Genomic DNA, 16,862 nt, shown 5'->3' with positions numbered 1-16,862 from the left:
GTGAGCCCTGGATCTGGCTGAACGCTGGTGCTGCAGCACTCAGTCTGTTACTGGTCGCCAGTCTGCTGATATTTATTATGGTCCAGAGTATCGGCGTGTTCTGGCCGGCGGAGTTGCCCGGCCATGTCGGCGATAAATTGCTGCACTATCTGGCAAACTGGTGGCAGTTTCTCAGTGGCTCGTCCAGTGAGGGCGGTATTTTTCCCGCCATACTGGGCACAGTATTAATGGTGCTGCTGATGTCGGTACTGGTTACGCCGCTGGGGGTGCTGGCTGCCGTTTACCTGCATGAATATGCCAAAGAAGGCCCGTTACTGAGGCTTGTCCGGGTGGCGGTGCATAACCTTGCCGGGGTGCCCTCTATTATTTTTGGTGTGTTCGGCCTGGGTTTCTTTGTTTATTTTCTGGGTGGCAGTATTGACGCGCTTTTCTACCCTGCCAGTTTGCCGACGCCCACTTTCGGTACGCCCGGCTTGCTCTGGGTCTCACTGACGCTGGCGCTATTGACGCTGCCAGTGGTCATCGTTGCGACAGAACAGGGCCTGGCGGGCATTCCAAAAAACCTGCGGTTAGGCTGTTTTGCACTGGGGGCCACCAAGGCAGAAGTGATCTGGAAAATCGTGTTACCCCAGGCGTCACCGGCGATGGTCACAGCATTAATGCTGGCAATAGCCCGCGCAGCAGGGGAGGTAGCGCCTCTAGTTTTTGTCGGTGTTGTCAAATCGGCGCCTGCCTTGCCGCTGAGCAGTGAATTTCCGTATCTGCAGTTACAACAGAAAATTACCAGTCTGGGTATGCATATATATGATGCCGGTCTGCAAAGTCCGGATGCACAGCGCGCAGAACCCCTGGTATTTGCCTCGGCGCTGGTGCTAATAACGTTAATATTTATTTTAAATTTACTGGCATACCGGCTGCGTAAGCGCTTAGCGTTTCGCTATCGCAACCGGCCCGCTTCAGAGTAATAAAACTGTAACAATAACAAGGTAGCATATGATGGCAGAGGTTGTTGCAAAACTGGAAGTGCAGGATTTATCGCTCAAATTTGCTGATAAAACGGTATTGCAGCATATCAATCTGCGCATTCCAAAGCACAAAATTACCGCTTTTATCGGCCCCTCTGGCTGCGGTAAATCCAGTTTATTACGCAGTTTTAACCGGATGAATGAATTACTGGAGGAGACCGAAACAACCGGCAAGGTGCTACTGGATGGCCAGAATATTTATCATGCTAATGTTGAAGTGGCTGAGCTCAGGCGCAGAGTGGGTATTGTATTTCAAAAGCCAAATCCGTTTCCGCACAGCGTGTATGAAAACGTTGCTTTTGGCCTGCGCCTGCAGGGCTTAAACCAGTCCCGCCAGCTGGATGAGTTGGTTGAATCAGCCCTGCGTAAAGCCGCATTGTGGGAAGAAGTCCGTGACCGCTTACATGACAGTGCGGTTAACCTGTCGGGGGGGCAGCAGCAGCGGTTGGTTATCGCCAGAGCCATAGCGATTGAGCCGGAAGTGTTACTGCTGGACGAGCCAGCTTCAGCGTTAGACCCGATTTCAACGCTGAAAATAGAAGAGCTGATGTACGACCTGAAACAGCACTATACTCTGGTAATAGTAACGCACAACATGCAACAAGCTGCCCGGGTGTCGGATTACACCGCTTTTTTAAATATGGGGCAACTGGTTGAGTTTGATGAAACCAATAAGATGTTTACTGATCCGAGCCAACGCGCTACCGAAGATTATATTACCGGTCGTTTTGGCTAGCAGCATCAGCAGACGAGACATTTAACAGCAGCAAGGGTCATTCAATGGACAAGTTAAATTTATCAAAGCATATCTCCAGTCAGTTTAACGAAGAGATAGAGCAGGTTCGCAATCATGTTATGGCTATGGGTGGTTTAATCGAACGACAGCTGTTTGATGCCTTGGCGGCTATTGCCAACAGTGACAGCGAGCTGGCCCAGCAGGTCATCGCCAATGATTTAAAAGTGAATGACTGGGAACTACAGATTGATCAGGAATGTACCCGGATTATTGCCAAGCGCCAACCGGCTGCCAGCGATTTACGGTTAATTATGGCGATTTTAAAAACGATTGCTGATCTGGAGCGGATTGGTGATGAAACCCGCCGGATAGCTAAAGTCGCGCTGGAGTCTTTTAACAGTGCTCAGCAGGATTTACTGGTTAATCTGGATAATCTGGGCCGGCATGTTGGTCAGATGCTGCACGACGTGCTGGACGCCTTTGCCAGGATGGACGTGGAAGCCGCGCTGACCGTGCATAAAGAAGATAAAAAAGTAGACCGGGAATATGAATCTATCACTCGTCAGTTAATGACTTATATGATTGAAGACCCGCGGTCTATTCCGAAGATCATGAATGTGCTGTGGTCGGCGCGTTCGCTGGAACGAATTGGTGACAGGTGCAAAAACCTCTCTGAATACATTATCTTTTTTGTGAAGGGTAAGGTTGTCCGGCATAGTTCTGAGGAAACGCTGGAGAAAGAAGCCCGCAGCTGATTTTTAAGCCACGCTCGTTTTTTTAAAACGCCTCTGCCAGACTGCTGGCAGAGGCGTTTGACTTTTTATCTGCTAATATTTCATTTTTATTGCGGTTTGATTGCAGCTACAATGCGCGCCGACCTTATTCAACCTGAATATTATGAGGCCACACTATGCCAGGTAATACTTTTTTATCCGTGTTTGCTAAGTCACCGATAAAACCGATAGAAGAACATATTCAAAAAGTGCACGAAGCCAGTGAGTTATTATTGCCGTTTTTTGCTGCCGTGTATCAGAAAGACTGGCCTAAAGCGGCTGAGGTACGAAAAGATATCGTCACCCTGGAAAAAGATGCCGACAAAATGAAGCGGGAAATCCGGATTAATTTACCCCGCGGTTTATTTTTACCGGTAGACCGGACAGATATTCTCGAGCTGGTGGCACAGCAAGATAAAATCGCTAATAAAACCAAAGATATATCTGGTCGGGTGTTGGGTCGCGAGTTAGAGATCCCTGCCGCGATTCAAACCGACTTTCACGCCTATATACAGCGGTGTATTGACGCCACAGCGATGGCTTCTGAAGCTATTAACGAGCTGGACGAATTGCTGGAAACCGGCTTTAGGGGACGCGAAGTTGACCTGGTCATAAAGATGGTTGAAAAGCTGGACAGTATTGAACACGACACCGATGAAATGCAGATTAAGCTGCGTAAAGCCGTGCGTGGGGCTGAAGCCCAGCTGAATCCGGTAGATGTCATGTTTTTATACCGGACTATCGAGTGGATTGGCGATTTGGCCGATATTGCCCAGAAAGTGGGCTCTCGCTTAGAAATCATGCTCGCCCGTTAATTTTAAAGGTATTACTGATGGATATTATTCAATCATACGGCCTCATTCTGATTATTTTGGCCGCCGTTTTTGGCTTCCTGATGGCTTATGGCGTCGGGGCAAATGATGTGGCTAATGCTATGGGGACCTCGGTTGGCTCTAAGGCGTTGACTATAAAACAGGCAATTTTCATTGCTGCCATTTTTGAATTTGCCGGCGCTTATCTGGCAGGTGGCTCGGTAACGTCAACCATCCGCGGCGGCATTACCGATGCCGCGTTTTTTGTCGATACGCCGGAGCTGATGGTTTATGGCATGATTGCGGCACTGCTGGCAGCCGCATCCTGGCTGATTGTGGCTTCTTATTTTGGCTGGCCGGTATCGACCACCCACTCAATTGTAGGGGCAATTATTGGTTTTGCTGCCGTTGGCGTCGGTTTTGACGCGGTGCACTGGGATAAAGTCGGCGGTATTGTCGGTAGCTGGGTGGTGACACCCGTGCTGGCCGGTATTCTGGCTTATATGTTTTTTATGAGTGCCCAGAAGCTTATCTTCGATACCGATCAGCCTATTGTTAATGCCAAGAAGTATGTGCCGTTTTATATGGCGTTCGCCGCCTTTGTGATGGCACTGGTAACGGTGCAAAAGGGCTTAAAGCACATTGGGCTGGATATCAGTACTGCCAATGGCTACCTGCTGGCGATGGTGCTTGGTGCGATTGTTGGTATTATAGGTAAAATCGCTATCAGCAGAATAAAGATTGACCCCGCTGCCGATAAAAAAATGCAGTTTAATAATGTTGAACGTATTTTCAGCGTACTAATGATCACCACCGCCTGCTGTATGGCGTTCGCCCATGGTTCAAATGATGTGGCCAATGCGATTGGGCCGTTAGCAGCCGTGGTTAGTGTGGTCAGCTCCGGTGGTGAGATTGCCAGTAAAGCTGCGCTGGCCTGGTGGATCCTACCCCTTGGCGGTATCGGTATTGTGATTGGTCTGGCAACGCTGGGAGCCCGGGTGATTAAAACAGTCGGTACTGCTATCACTCATTTAACGCCGAGCCGGGGGTTCGCTGCTGAATTATCTGCAGCGTCGACCGTGGTTATCGCTTCGGGTGCCGGTTTACCAATTTCCACGACCCAGACTCTGGTGGGTGCAGTATTAGGTGTGGGTTTAGCCCGTGGTATTGCCGCGCTGAACTTAGGCGTGGTACGGAATATCTTTATCTCCTGGGTAATCACCCTGCCGGTTGGTGCCGGCCTGGCCATAATTTTCTTCTATATTCTGCAGTTCTTGTTTACGTTGTAATAAAGGCATAGATCAAATAATAAGGGGCTGAATTTCAGCCCCTTTTTTCTGTGATTTCTGTGCCTCAATACATTGGTCAGTGGCCTTGCTGGTCCGTCAGGGCATAGCGCAGCGGATTTGTACCGGGTACTCGACCAGGCGGCAGCGATCCGTTATATTCATTGGTATAAATGTACCAAAATTGTTTTTTAAGCGGAATTTGCAATGAAAAGACTGCCCAGCGTTAAACAACTTCAGTATTTACTGGCGTTGCATGAGCACCAGCATTTCGGGCGCGCGGCTGAAGCCTGTTTTGTTGGCCAGTCTACGCTCAGCGCTGCGATTGCCAATCTGGAAGAGACCATGCAAACCCAGTTGCTGGAGCGGGATCATAAAACCTTTATTTTCACTTCGCTTGGTGAAGACGTGGTGCGTCAGGCCCGGCATATTATTGAGCAATGCGAAGAATTAACGGAATATGCTAAATCGCAGGGGAAGCCGATGGCCGGTCCATTCCGCCTGGGTTGTATTCCGACCATAGCCCCATTTGTGCTGAGCGAGGTCATGAGCTTATGCCGCGAACGTTATCCTGATTTACAACTGCTGCTACGCGAGGATACCACCGATAACTCTCTGCATGCCCTGGCCGAGGGCCGGCTGGATATGGTGTTGCTCGCCTTGCCTTATGAAACCGGGGCGTTTCATACTGAAGTGCTGGCACAGGACGGTTTTAAGCTGGTGCTGCACAAAGACTGGCTGGGGCGGGGCTTTAATCAGGACATCAGCCAGTGGCCGGACGAAAGCATCTTTTTACTCGAGCGGGAGCACTGCCTGACCGGTCATGCCGTCAAAGCCTGTGAGCTGGAGGACAGTCGTAAGGTCAATCCGTTCTTTGCCACCAGTCTGCATACGTTAATTCAGATGGTCAATAATAAACTGGGTGTCACTTTTATTCCGCAAATGGCCATTAACACCGGCTTACTGGAAAGTACCGAACTGATAACCCAGCAACCAAGCAGTGGTAATGCTTATCGCGATATCGGGGTAGCCTGGCGGCCTACCTCAAATAAAGAGCGCAGCTATCGCTTAATGACCAGTCTGATTAGCGAAGTATTACTGCAAAAATGTCATATGGGAAACTAAAGCTCTATTGCTTTGATTTCAGATAGAAATCATCATATTGCTGATAGAAATGCTGCAGCTCGCCGCTGTTTAACAAGGATTGAAAGCGGCTGTCCCAGATACATTTCAGTTGCCTGCCAGTTTCGGTATCAGCAAAACCGGCATAAATATCGTCAGTCGCAATCAGTTTCGCGTTTAACGGGGTCAGTGATTGCTGTTGCTTCGCTAAATAGTAAACGACTTGACTTTGTTCAGCCAGATAGACATCAACCCGCTGCTTCAGCGTCAGCTCAATACCCTGTTCAATAGACTGGACTTCATAGCCGGTATTTTCCAATCCAAGTATGGTGTCAAAATCATAAGCAAGATTCCACGCCAGGCGCAAAGGTTTCAGATCGTCAAGCTTGTTCAGCTGATGATACTGTGGATTATAAATTGCCATAATCTTATCCTGATCAATGGGTTGGTCTGACAGTAATATACCTGAATTATTTGCGGCTGATATTGCCAGTGTCATATCAGATTTTTTCTGACGTACCATCGTCAAAGCCCGGTTATAGTTGGTAAATGTAATCAGCAGACGGGGCTGGTAGGGCTTATAAATTAACCTGACCAGATCAAAATAGGCGCCGGTATGATCGGGCTGAGTAAACCCTTGCCACTGTTCAGTACTCAGCTCAATAGCGTCGGCCAGTATGCTAATTTCTGGCGCCGTCTTGATGGTTGGCTGGCAGACTAATAGTAACGGCAAAAGTAAGGATACAAACATAGCAAACTAACCAGAGGATATTTGAGCTTTAAGTGTAGTAATTATTTGGTAGAATGCGCGCAGTTTTTTCAGCCGTGCCTCTGGTCGGTAAAGCCAAGGAATCTGTACTATGCAAGTTAAAGACTTCTCATTTGAGTTGCCTGAGCAACTTATTGCCCGTTTCCCAAAAGCCGAACGCTCGAGCAGTCGCCTGCTGGCGATGGACAGGCAAAGCGGTAAATTAAGTCACCATATTTTTAAAGAATTAACCGATTTTCTAGCACCCGGCGATTTACTGGTGTTTAACAACACCAAAGTGATACCGGCCCGGCTGTTTGGCCAGAAAGCGTCTGGCGGAAAAGTTGAGGTTTTGGTGGAGCGCTTACTGGATGATAAGCGTTTTTTAGCGCATATCCGCGCCAGTAAAGCGCCGAAGCCCGGCACGGTGTTGTTGCTGGAAAACTCAGCTGAAGTGCGGATGAATCAGCGCCATGACGAGTTATTTGAACTGGAAGCGCTGACAGACGAGCCGATACTGCTGATGCTGGAGCGTCTGGGCCATATGCCGCTGCCTCCTTATATCGACCGGCCTGATACCGACGAAGATAAAGCGCGCTATCAGACCGTTTACAACGAAAAACCCGGTGCCGTTGCGGCGCCGACCGCAGGGCTGCATTTTGACCAGCCGTTACTGGATAAATTGCAAGCTAAAGGGGTGGAGTTCGCTTACATCACCCTGCATGTTGGTGCTGGCACCTTTCAGCCGGTTCGGGTTGATAATGTGCTGGAACATAAGATGCACGCTGAATACATCGAGGTGCCACAACAGGTGGTCGACGCGATTGCCCGGTGTAAAGCCCGCGGCAATAAAGTGGTGGCAGTTGGTACCACCTCGGTGCGCTCACTGGAATCAGCTGCTCAGCAGGGCGGAGGTCAGCTGATTAGCTACCAGGGCGATACCCAGATTTTTATTTATCCCGGTTATGAATTTAAGGTCATAGACGCCTTAATTACCAATTTCCATTTGCCGGAATCAACATTGATTATGCTGGTATCGGCTTTCAGCAGTCGCGAACATGTGCTAAATGCTTATGATACGGCGATAACAGAGCAATACCGGTTTTACTCCTATGGCGATGCGATGTTTATCAGCTAGCTTTGCTGTTATAATCGCGACGCGAAAAAGCCAGACTGTCTTTCTGGCATACGAGGATAGTAATGAGATTTGAATTAGATACCACCGATGGCAGGGCCCGCCGTGGCCGGCTGATTTTCGAGCGCGGCACTGTTGAAACCCCTGCCTTTATGCCGGTAGGCACTTACGGCACAGTTAAAGGCATGACCCCGGAAGAGCTGGAGGCCACCGGCGCGCAGATTTGTCTTGGTAATACCTTTCATTTAATGCTGCGTCCCGGTACCGGAATCATCAAAAAGCACGGTGACCTGCACGACTTTATGCACTGGCACAAGCCTATTCTGACTGATTCCGGCGGCTTTCAGGTATTCAGCCTGGGTGAGCTTCGGAAAATTACTGAAGAGGGTGTTAAGTTCCGTTCGCCACTGAACGGTGAGCGCATTATGCTGACGCCTGAACGCTCAATGGAAGTGCAGCGCGATTTGGGCTCAGATATCGTGATGATTTTCGATGAGTGCACGCCTTATCCGGCGACGGAGCAGCAGGCAAAAAAATCGATGGAGATGTCGCTACGCTGGGCTAAGCGCTCTAAAGCAGCACATGGTGATAATCCGGCGGCGTTATTCGGTATTATTCAGGGCGGCATGTACCCGAATTTACGCGATATTTCCTTGCAAGGGCTGGAAGAAATCGGTTTTGATGGTTACGCCATTGGTGGTTTATCGGTGGGTGAACCGAAAGAAGATATGATTAATATCCTTAATCATACTACCGGCCAGATGCCGAGCCACAAGCCCCGCTATTTAATGGGGGTTGGCAAACCGGAAGATATTGTTGAGGCGGTGCGCCGGGGTATTGATATGTTTGATTGTGTCATGCCTACCCGTAATGCCCGCAATGGCCATCTGTTTATCAGTACCGGTGTGGTTAAAATCCGCAATGCCAAACACAAGGATGATATCTCATCTCTGGATGCGGAATGCGATTGCTACACTTGTAAAAATTATTCCAGGTCATATTTACATCATCTGGATCGCTGTAATGAAATACTTGGTGCGCGGCTTAACACTATTCATAATTTGCACCATTACCAAAAACTGATGCAGGGATTGCGTGACGCCATAGCCGCTGGTAATTTGGAGCAGTTTGTCAGCGAGTTTTATGCTAAACGTGATATGGCCGTGCCGCCGCTGGAGCAGGTTGCCAGCAGTGCAGTTAATTCTGCAGCATCAGCAAGCACTATTTAACAACGATAAGCACGAACAAAGTTATAAATTAAATCGTCACTATTATATTAATTTTAAGGGGATAACCATGAGTCTATTTATCAGTAATGCCTATGCCGACAGCGCTGCAGCAGCACCACAGGGTGGTGGCTGGGATTTGATTATTATGCTGCTGGCCTTTGGTCTGATTTTCTATTTCTTAATTTACCGGCCACAAGCCAAGCGGGTAAAAGAGCACCGTAATTTAATGGCGGCGCTGGGCAAAGGTGATGAAGTATTAACTCAGGGCGGCATTGTTGGCCGGATCAGTAAAATTGCGGACGATAAAGATTTTATTACCGTAGCGTTGAATGACAGCACTGAAGTCACCGTGCAGAAATCAGCGATCAGTGCCGTATTACCAAAAGGTACGTTAAAGTCGCTGTAAGCGGCTACGCGAATAAAAGGATCAGCTTGTGTTAAACAAAAATCCTCTCTGGCGGTATTTGGTGGTGTTGGGCATGCTGTTGGCAGCATTCCTGTATGCACTCCCCAATGTGTACCCAGAAGATCCGGCATTAAATATTAATGCCAGCCGTGGCGGGGTGGTCAGTGAAACCACCCGCGCTGAACTTGAGCAGGCGTTTGTTGCCGCCAATATCACAGCGAAGTCGGTCACCCTGACAGAAGGCCAGGTTCTGGCTCGCTTCAGTAGTGCGGAAGATCAGTTGCGGGCGCGTGAAGTGGCCGAGCGGCAGTTAGGCAGTAGCTACATTACTGCCCTGAATATGGTACCGACCACCCCGGCCTGGCTGCGCGCTATTGGCGCCAGCCCGATGAAACTGGGCCTGGACTTACGCGGTGGTGTCCACTTTCTGATGGCTGTTGATATGAAAGCGGCTATCGACAAAAATCTGAATGATCTGGTACAGGCATTCCGGGCCGACTTACGCGAAGAGCGGGTGCGATACCGGGCCGTACAGGCTGATTTAGAGCGGGGCCAGGTTCAGATTTTACTGCGCAGCGCCGAAGATGTGGCCGCAGCGCGGTCTGCGCTTGCTAAAAACGATCAGGAGCTGTTATTCAGTGACGGTGATAGCGAGCATAGTCTGGTGGTCAGCTTAAGCGAAAACCGGATAAAAGAAATTCGGGAATATGCGCTGGAGCAGAATATTACCATTATCCGTAACCGGGTAAATGAAATTGGCGTCGCTGAGCCTTTGGTACAACGCCAGGGCGCAGACAGAATTATTGTTCAGTTACCGGGTGTTCAGGACCCGGCGCAAGCCAAAGAAATTTTGGGGGCAACTGCCACACTGGAATTCAGGCTGGTCGATAATGACTCTGATTTAGGCGCAGCGTTAGATGGTCGTCTGCCGGCAGGTGCGAGCTTATACCGCGATCGTAACGGTATGCCGTATCTGCTGGAAAACCGCACCATGCTAACCGGCGATCATATTACCGGCGCGACCTCAGGCTATGACGAATATTCGCGGCCACAAGTCAGTATTTCCCTGGATGCACAGGGCGGCAATTTGTTATCAAATGCTACCCGCACCACGATTGGCCGGCAAATGGCAACGGTATTTATTGAATACAAGCCCGGCGAAGAGCGCAATGAAGATGGCACCCCGGTTCTGGTTAAGCATGAAGAAGTGATTAATGCCGCCACGATACAAGCGCGGCTGGGCCGGAGTTTCCGGATCACCGGTATTGATAACCCGGCCGAAGCCCAGAATCTGGCTTTGCTGCTACGCGCAGGGGCACTGATTGCACCCACTCAGATTATTGAAGAACGGACCATAGGCCCGAGCCTGGGTAAGGAAAACATTGATTTGGGTATGACCGCCATTATGTGGGGCATGGTTGTCGTATTGATTTTTATGGTGCTGTATTACAAAGCCTTTGGTTTAATCGCCAATATTGCGTTAGTTGCCAACCTTATTTTGATCACCGGCTTTATGTCGATGATCCCGGGCGCAACCCTGACACTGCCGGGTATGGCGGGTATTGTGTTAACGGTGGGTATGGCTGTTGATGCTAACGTGCTGATATTTGAGCGGATCCGGGAGGAGCTGGCAGAGGGACGCAGTGTGCAGCAGGCTATTCATCACGGCTACGATCGTGCTTTTGCCACCATCGCTGACTCGAATATCACCACTTTACTGGTCGCCCTGATCCTGTTTGGTATTGGCACCGGGCCGGTAAAAGGTTTTGCGATTACCCTGGCTATCGGTATTCTGACTTCAATTTTCACATCAGTGGTCGGAACCCGCCTGCTGGTTAATTTAATCTGGGGTGGCCGTCGTGTGCAGTCACTACCAATGTAAGGAGGCGGGGTGAGAATATTCAGCTTTACTGAACCGCTTAATTTTATGCGGTTTAAAATGCCGGCGCTGATCCTGTCAGCGTTACTGGTCATCGCGTCCCTGGCTAGCATTACCATCAAAGGTATGAACTGGGGGCTGGACTTTACCGGCGGTACCGTGATTGAAGTAGGTTACAGCGGTGGTGCCGATTTGTCGCAGGTCCGCAAAGTACTGGCCGAAAACGGCTACGCTGATGCCGTGGTGCAGTATTTTGGTTCAAGCGAAGATGTCGCTATCCGGCTTTCACCACGTGAGGGTGTAGAGCAATCAACGATATCTAATGAGGTGCTGCGGGCACTAAGTGCGACATCCAGCGAACCGATTGAAATGCGCCGGGTGGAGTTTGTCGGGCCGAGTGTTGGTGATGAGTTAAAAGAGCAGGGTGGCTTAGCCATGCTGGCAGCCCTTATTGGTATTCTGCTGTATGTTACCATGCGGTTTGAATGGCGCTTATCGGTAGGTGCAGTACTGTCACTGGCCCATGACGTCATTATTACTCTCGGTATCTTCTCATTTTTACAGCTCGAGTTTGATTTAACGGTGTTGGCGGCTATTCTGGCATTAATTGGTTATTCAATTAACGATACGATAGTGGTTTTTGACCGGATTAGAGAAAGCTTTCGTAAGCTTCGTGATGCAACGGTGCATGAAACCATTAACGAGGCGGTGACCTCAACGCTGAACCGGACTGTTGTCACGTCATTAACCACCATTATTGTGCTTATTGTGTTATTTACGATGGGCGGTGCGCTGATTCACAACTTTGCATTTGCCTTGTTGTTTGGTATTGGTATTGGCACTTACTCTTCGGTATTCGTGGCCAGCGCGCTTGCCGTGCAGCTGGGTATCAGCCGTGAGGATATGTTGCCACCCCCGCCGCCGGAAAAAGAAGGCGAAGGCACCGAGCCTTTGCTGTAAAACAGTGATTTATATGCTACAAATGCCAGTCTGAGACTGGCATTTTTTTTGAGGTTTGATATGGCTGCGCAACATGCACCCGGCTTTGTTGCTCTGGTTAACCGGGCTAAGGCTGAAATCAGTGAGATCACTATTGATGAATTGCTGCAACATAACCAACCCTATGTGCTACTGGATGTTCGGGAAGATCATGAGTGGGCGAAAGGTCATTTACCCGAAGCGATGCATTTAGGTAAGGGTATTATTGAACGGGATATTGAGCAGACGGTACCAGATAAAAAACAGAAAATAATTTTGTACTGTGGTGGTGGCTACCGTTCAGCTCTGGCGGCACTGACCTTGCAGCAGATGGGGTATCAGCAGGTACTTAGCCTGGCTGGGGGATATCGGGAGTGGACAGTACAGGGGCTGACAGTAGAAATTCCGGCCTAGGCTTTCGCACTAAGCCGGTAGTGGCAAGCGATTTATTTTGCCAGGGTTTCTGACAGGTGCGGCCGCATGCCTTTAACCATGGCTTGCAGTACTTTTGGGCTGGCAGCGACAATGTTGCCGCTTTTCATCTGGTTCGAGCCGCCGGTAAAGTCACACACCATACCACCGGCTTCACGAACAATCAGTTCACCGGCAGCAATATCCCAGGGTTTTAAGCCAATTTCAAAAAAGCCATCGAACCGGCCAGCGGCAACATAGGCTAAATCAAGGGCGGCAGAGCCGGTACGGCGCATATCAGCGCAATCAGCAAAAAAGCTGTTAAAGATTTTGCTGTAGCTGTCTAAATGATGTTTTGCTTTAAACGGGAAGCCGGTGGCTAGAATAGCACCCGTCATATCTGGCAGCGCTGTCACCCGGATACGGGTGCCGTTAAGTTGGGCACCACGACCACGGGAGGCGGTGAACAACTCACCGCGCAATGGATCAAAGATCACTGCCTGGTCCAGTTTACCCTGGTGTTTTAAGGCGATAGAAACCGCGAAGTGCGGGATGCCTTTAATAAAATTGGTGGTGCCATCCAGTGGGTCAATAATCCACTGAAATTCGCTGTCAGCGTTGCCGTAATCGCCATGCTCCTCACCAACAATACCGTGAGTCGGGAAAGATTTTTTCAAAATTGCCACAATAGCCTGCTCAGCTTCTTTATCGACATTAGTGACAAAGTCGTTGCTGCCTTTTTGCAGCTTTTGAACCATATCTAACTGGCCACATGCACGGGCAATAATATTGCCTGCACTACGGGCAGCACGGATAGCGATGTTTAACATCGGATGCATAGCGATTACCTTATTTTATAAAGAGCGTTAAAAAGAGCTGTATAAAGAACAAACAAAAGAGCGGCGCGTATTGTAGCGACTGCAGGCTAAAAGTAAAGATCATTGGCAGGAAAATAGTGCTACCGCATAAGGCAATACCCGGTTACATAGTTTAACTATTAAGCGTTAACGATTTGCTAACTATTCAGATAATATTCAGCTTTGTTGCGCACAATAGCGTTTTAGATAAGCACTAATATAGTGAGGTTGATATGAGTATTCTGAGACTGACCCTGGCAGGCGCGCTGATGATAAGCCTGGCTGGCTGCGGTGCTTTGCACACTTCAGTGGCTAAACGTAATCTGGATGTGCAGACCAAGATGTCATCGAGCATTTTTCTCGACCCGGTAGAGCCTGCTCAGCGCACTATCTTTGTGGATGTACGTAATACTTCTGATAAACCCGAATTTGATATTAAACCGCAGGTGGTCGCTAACCTGCGAGCCAAAGGCTATCAGGTTATTGATAGTCCGGGCCAGGCACATTACTGGCTGCAGGCTAATGTGCTGCAAGTCGGGCGCACTAATGGCCGCGATGCCAACCGCGCCTTCGCTGCGGGCCATGGTATGGCCGGTGGTGCCGTTACCGGTTATGCCATTCACCGGGCAACCGGTGGCTCCGGTGCAGCAGGTTTGGGCGCAGCTGTGGCGGGGGCTGCCGCCGGTACCATTGTCGATGCCCTGGTTGAAGATGTTTACTATACAGCGATCACTGATATTCAGATTATGGAGCGCTTTGGCGGCACAGTCAGCGAACGCTCTGAGCATCAGTTGTTACAAGGCGATAGTGGTAGCACTACCTCAAGCTATCAGCGTCAGACCGATATGCGCAAATATCAGAGCCGGGTAATGAGTTACGCCAATCAGGCTAACCTGAAATGGCCTGAAGCAGCACCCCAGCTGACCGATGGTGTTGCCCGCTCGCTGGCCGGCCTGTTTTAAATGCGCTGGTTAATGTGCGTGCTGCTGCTATTGCCGCTGACGGGTTGTATGGCACTGCATACCTCGGTGGCAAAAGGCAAACTGGATGTGCAAACGCGGATGAGCGAAACCATCTATCTGGATCCGGTAGAGCCTGAGCTTAGAACCATTTTTCTGGACATCCGCCAGACCGCGGCCGAATACCAGTTGCCGCTGGCAGACGATGTGCGGAATTTGCTACTGAGCCGTGGCTACCAGTTAGTTGATTCACCCCAGCAGGCGCAGTATTGGCTGCAGGTAAATGTCCGCACTGTATTAAAAGAGCGGCCAGAGGTGGTACTGGCCGGTGGTGAATATAATATGAGCCCGGAACAAATTCATCAGCTGTTGTACCCGGGTATACCTTATGAAGAGCCGCCATCAGAGACACTAATAGCAGAGCGCCGGGCCAGGAATGTTGCCGTCTATGCTGATGCGACTTACAGCACTGATATAGATGGCAAAGACATCGCCAGGGCACTGGTGGTGCTGGCCGCCTGGGCGGGTGCAGAATATGTGGGCAATCAGCTGGTAAAGGATAAATATTATACTATGCTGACCGATATTCAGCTGGCCGAGCGGATTGCGCCCGACAGTATTGGCAAAGTGCAGGAAAGTAGCCGCCAGCAGTTATATCAAGGAAACAGCGGAAATACCGAATTGTTGTGGGAACTGGCAACCGACCGGCGCAAGTATCAGGTAAAAGTGGTCAGTTTTGCCAATAAAGCTAATCTTAGCTGGCAGGATGCCGAGCAGCCGCTGCATCAGGGCTTACTGCGTTCGTTAGCCGGTATTTTCTAACGGCTGAAAAAGAAAGACTCACACTTAAGGCTCACCTGTTAGCGGAGCATTGCTGCTTATGGCATCTGACACCAGCCAGCATGGCGCGGATAAAGTACAACACGCGGTGACAGAACCGGTTAAGCTGGCAGAGTGGTCGAAGAACTGGGCCACAGCTTTTTTGCAGGAAAAGCAGCACTTACAACGATTACTGGGCTCTGCTGCAGGCCGGATTGAACATTTTGGTAGTACCGCGATTCCCGGTATGCCAGCCAAACCCATTGTTGATATGTTAATTGAGGTTCAAAGTCTCAGCTGGGTGCGTGATACTCTGGCTGCTAAGCTGGCGCCGCTGGGTTATCAGTTATTCTGGCGTCCGACAGCGCCCGGTGATACCGATGTCGCTTATGCCTGGTTTATCAAGCGCGATAGCAGTGGCCAGCGTACCCATCACTTGCATATGTTATTGCCAGACTCAGTTGACTGGCAAAAACTGCGATTCAGGGATTACCTGCGGGCGCACCCGGCGGTGGCAGCAGACTATGCACAACTGAAACGCGCGGCGGCAAGAGAATTTGCTAATGACCGCAAAGCTTACAACAAAGCCAAAGCGGCTTTTATCCGGCCAATAATGCTTCAGCTGGCTGATAGCTAGCAGGGTGGCTAGTTCCAGTACTGCTCCACTGTAATATTGCCTGGTGTGCGGCGCAGATTTTTTGTCAATCCCATATCAATAAGCAAGGCTCTGGTGTCCGTGATCATCTGCGGGTTACCACATAACATGACCTGCGAGTTGGAATTAAGGAGCTGGCCGCATTGTTGCTGCAACTGATGTGAGGCGATTAAATTCGGGATCCGGTCATGTAATGCCCCCGGCAGCTGCTCACGGGTGACGACGGGCTGGTAATGCAACTGCGCAGGGTGTCTGGCAACGAAACTTTCAATTAATTCTTTATACGCCAGATCGGCAGCATTGCGAACACTATGCACCAGGATAATATGTTTAAAACGCCGGTAAGGCTCTGCGGTTGCCAGCATCGACAAATAGGGTCCTATACCGGTTCCGGTAGCGATCAGCCATAAGTTATCGCCGTCAGGCACTTCATCCAGAATAAAAAAACCACTGGCCGGCTGGCTGATACCAATAGTATCGCCAGGGGTGAGTTGCTGCAGCAAAGGGGATAACAGGCCTTCAGCCACTGTGCTGATTAAAAACTCCTGATAGTCGCTGTCGGGTGGGTTGACCAGGGAGTAAGCGCGTTGAATCCGACCCTCAGGGCCATCGACAGCCAGCCTGACAAACTGGCCGGCGATAAAAGGCAGCGGGCCGGTTTTGGCTTTAATACTGAATAAGCTGCTGGTCCAGTAGATTGTTTCTGAAACCGTTGCATTTAACCATTGCGCCATAGGGTTCTCCGGATTAAGTTATGCTTTATGTTCAGCATATTAGCATAGCAGCTTAACAGCTTAGCGCAGGAGACGGTATGGAAACGATCAACTGGCAGGACTTTAGCAAAGTGGAACTTCGGGTAGGCACCGTTATTGCTGTGGAGGACTTTCCCGAGGCCCGCAAACCTGCCTATAAACTACAAGTGGATTTTGGCAGCGACATTGGTGTTAAGAAGTCCAGTGCTCAAATTACCACCTTGTACAGCAAGGAGCAGTTACTGGGCAGGCAGGTAATGGCAGTAGTTAACTTTCCGCC

General features: G+C 49.8%; 19 protein-coding genes. 16 read left to right on the top strand and 3 right to left on the bottom strand.

From position 1 onward, the window contains the following. The 6 genes from pstA to R3177_RS06900 form a co-directional block, all read left to right on the top strand. Nucleotides 1-965: phosphate ABC transporter permease PstA (pstA, locus tag R3177_RS06925; protein ID WP_318970314.1), on the top strand; the 965-nt coding region annotated here is incomplete at its 5' end. Between the two features lie 28 nt (nt 966-993). Next, a complete protein-coding gene (gene pstB / locus R3177_RS06920; protein WP_318970313.1) occupies nt 994-1,761 on the top strand; it encodes a phosphate ABC transporter ATP-binding protein PstB in 768 nt (255 codons plus the stop codon). 44 nt (nt 1,762-1,805) lie between these two features. Continuing rightward, the gene (gene phoU, locus R3177_RS06915) at nt 1,806-2,516 is read left to right on the top strand and encodes a phosphate signaling complex protein PhoU (RefSeq protein ID WP_318970312.1); all 711 of its coding nucleotides are present in this window, start codon (nt 1,806-1,808) and stop codon (nt 2,514-2,516) included. Between the two features lie 155 nt (nt 2,517-2,671). Next, the gene (locus R3177_RS06910) at nt 2,672-3,349 is read left to right on the top strand and encodes a TIGR00153 family protein (protein ID WP_318970311.1); all 678 of its coding nucleotides are present in this window, start codon (nt 2,672-2,674) and stop codon (nt 3,347-3,349) included. Between the two features lie 17 nt (nt 3,350-3,366). Continuing rightward, complete coding sequence (locus tag R3177_RS06905) at nt 3,367-4,635, top strand: inorganic phosphate transporter (RefSeq protein WP_318970310.1); 1,269 nt, start codon at nt 3,367-3,369, stop codon at nt 4,633-4,635. 204 nt (nt 4,636-4,839) lie between these two features. Further along, a complete protein-coding gene (locus R3177_RS06900) occupies nt 4,840-5,757 on the top strand; it encodes a hydrogen peroxide-inducible genes activator (RefSeq protein WP_318970309.1) in 918 nt (305 codons plus the stop codon). 4 nt (nt 5,758-5,761) lie between these two features. On the opposite strand, the gene R3177_RS06895 is transcribed toward R3177_RS06900, so the two are convergent. Continuing rightward, nucleotides 5,762-6,505: a transporter substrate-binding domain-containing protein gene (locus R3177_RS06895; RefSeq protein WP_318970308.1), complete on the bottom strand. Its 744-nt coding sequence runs from the start codon at nt 6,503-6,505 to the stop codon at nt 5,762-5,764. Between the two features lie 109 nt (nt 6,506-6,614). On the opposite strand from R3177_RS06895, the gene queA reads away from it, so the two are divergent. From queA to R3177_RS06865, 6 genes are all read left to right on the top strand, one after another. Next, nucleotides 6,615-7,640 (top strand): tRNA preQ1(34) S-adenosylmethionine ribosyltransferase-isomerase QueA, encoded by a 1,026-nt coding sequence (gene queA, locus R3177_RS06890; RefSeq protein WP_318970307.1) that lies wholly within the window; start codon nt 6,615-6,617, stop codon nt 7,638-7,640. A 62-nt stretch (nt 7,641-7,702) separates the two neighbouring features. Beyond that, nucleotides 7,703-8,866, top strand: coding sequence for a tRNA guanosine(34) transglycosylase Tgt (tgt, locus tag R3177_RS06885; RefSeq protein WP_318970306.1), 1,164 nt, complete (start codon nt 7,703-7,705; stop codon nt 8,864-8,866). A gap of 67 nt (nt 8,867-8,933) precedes the next feature. Further along, nucleotides 8,934-9,272, top strand: a complete 339-nt coding sequence (gene yajC, locus R3177_RS06880) for a preprotein translocase subunit YajC (protein WP_318970305.1) — start codon at nt 8,934-8,936, stop codon at nt 9,270-9,272. Nucleotides 9,273-9,300: 28 nt separating this feature from the next. Beyond that, nucleotides 9,301-11,154, top strand: coding sequence for a protein translocase subunit SecD (secD, locus tag R3177_RS06875; RefSeq protein ID WP_318970304.1), 1,854 nt, complete (start codon nt 9,301-9,303; stop codon nt 11,152-11,154). A gap of 9 nt (nt 11,155-11,163) precedes the next feature. Continuing rightward, nucleotides 11,164-12,111, top strand: coding sequence for a protein translocase subunit SecF (gene secF, locus R3177_RS06870; protein WP_318970303.1), 948 nt, complete (start codon nt 11,164-11,166; stop codon nt 12,109-12,111). 60 nt (nt 12,112-12,171) lie between these two features. Further along, a complete protein-coding gene (locus R3177_RS06865; protein WP_318970302.1) occupies nt 12,172-12,543 on the top strand; it encodes a rhodanese-like domain-containing protein in 372 nt (123 codons plus the stop codon). A 32-nt stretch (nt 12,544-12,575) separates the two neighbouring features. Here R3177_RS06865 and suhB read toward each other — a convergent pair whose 3' ends face one another. Beyond that, complete coding sequence (suhB, locus tag R3177_RS06860; protein ID WP_318970301.1) at nt 12,576-13,379, bottom strand: inositol-1-monophosphatase; 804 nt, start codon at nt 13,377-13,379, stop codon at nt 12,576-12,578. Nucleotides 13,380-13,630: 251 nt separating this feature from the next. On the opposite strand from suhB, the gene R3177_RS06855 reads away from it, so the two are divergent. The 3 genes from R3177_RS06855 to R3177_RS06845 are packed head-to-tail and all read left to right on the top strand — an operon-like array spanning nt 13,631 to nt 15,812. Beyond that, nucleotides 13,631-14,359, top strand: a complete 729-nt coding sequence (locus tag R3177_RS06855; RefSeq protein ID WP_318970300.1) for a complement resistance protein TraT — start codon at nt 13,631-13,633, stop codon at nt 14,357-14,359. Further along, complete coding sequence (gene traT / locus R3177_RS06850) at nt 14,360-15,178, top strand: complement resistance protein TraT (protein WP_318970299.1); 819 nt, start codon at nt 14,360-14,362, stop codon at nt 15,176-15,178. Between the two features lie 58 nt (nt 15,179-15,236). Continuing rightward, entirely contained in the window at nt 15,237-15,812 is a 576-nt protein-coding gene (locus R3177_RS06845) for a GrpB family protein (protein WP_318970298.1), read from the top strand. A gap of 8 nt (nt 15,813-15,820) precedes the next feature. Here R3177_RS06845 and R3177_RS06840 read toward each other — a convergent pair whose 3' ends face one another. Beyond that, nucleotides 15,821-16,564: a ferredoxin--NADP reductase gene (locus R3177_RS06840; protein ID WP_318970297.1), complete on the bottom strand. Its 744-nt coding sequence runs from the start codon at nt 16,562-16,564 to the stop codon at nt 15,821-15,823. Nucleotides 16,565-16,641: 77 nt separating this feature from the next. Between R3177_RS06840 and R3177_RS06835 the strand changes: the two genes are divergently transcribed. Then, nucleotides 16,642-16,862: tRNA-binding protein (locus R3177_RS06835; protein ID WP_318970296.1), on the top strand; the 221-nt coding region annotated here is incomplete at its 3' end.

It is taken from the genome of Arsukibacterium sp. (genome assembly GCF_033722355.1).
Lineage (GTDB): Bacteria > Pseudomonadota > Gammaproteobacteria > Enterobacterales > Alteromonadaceae > Alishewanella.
This window is presented reverse-complemented; position numbering and strand designations above follow the sequence as displayed.

Bases quoted from the DNA above. Each gene is read 5' to 3' on its own strand.
- pstB (WP_318970313.1), top strand. From the start codon at position 994: ATGATGGCAGAGGTTGTTGCAAAACTGGAAGTGCAGGATTTATCGCTC.
- phoU (WP_318970312.1), top strand. From the start codon at position 1,806: ATGGACAAGTTAAATTTATCAAAGCATATCTCCAGTCAGTTTAACGAA.
- R3177_RS06910 (WP_318970311.1), top strand. From the start codon at position 2,672: ATGCCAGGTAATACTTTTTTATCCGTGTTTGCTAAGTCACCGATAAAA.
- R3177_RS06905 (WP_318970310.1), top strand. From the start codon at position 3,367: ATGGATATTATTCAATCATACGGCCTCATTCTGATTATTTTGGCCGCC.
- R3177_RS06900 (WP_318970309.1), top strand. From the start codon at position 4,840: ATGAAAAGACTGCCCAGCGTTAAACAACTTCAGTATTTACTGGCGTTG.
- R3177_RS06895 (WP_318970308.1), bottom strand. From the start codon at position 6,505: ATGTTTGTATCCTTACTTTTGCCGTTACTATTAGTCTGCCAGCCAACC.
- queA (WP_318970307.1), top strand. From the start codon at position 6,615: ATGCAAGTTAAAGACTTCTCATTTGAGTTGCCTGAGCAACTTATTGCC.
- tgt (WP_318970306.1), top strand. From the start codon at position 7,703: ATGAGATTTGAATTAGATACCACCGATGGCAGGGCCCGCCGTGGCCGG.
- yajC (WP_318970305.1), top strand. From the start codon at position 8,934: ATGAGTCTATTTATCAGTAATGCCTATGCCGACAGCGCTGCAGCAGCA.
- R3177_RS06865 (WP_318970302.1), top strand. From the start codon at position 12,172: ATGGCTGCGCAACATGCACCCGGCTTTGTTGCTCTGGTTAACCGGGCT.
- suhB (WP_318970301.1), bottom strand. From the start codon at position 13,379: ATGCATCCGATGTTAAACATCGCTATCCGTGCTGCCCGTAGTGCAGGC.
- R3177_RS06855 (WP_318970300.1), top strand. From the start codon at position 13,631: ATGAGTATTCTGAGACTGACCCTGGCAGGCGCGCTGATGATAAGCCTG.
- traT (WP_318970299.1), top strand. From the start codon at position 14,360: ATGCGCTGGTTAATGTGCGTGCTGCTGCTATTGCCGCTGACGGGTTGT.
- R3177_RS06845 (WP_318970298.1), top strand. From the start codon at position 15,237: ATGGCATCTGACACCAGCCAGCATGGCGCGGATAAAGTACAACACGCG.
- R3177_RS06840 (WP_318970297.1), bottom strand. From the start codon at position 16,564: ATGGCGCAATGGTTAAATGCAACGGTTTCAGAAACAATCTACTGGACC.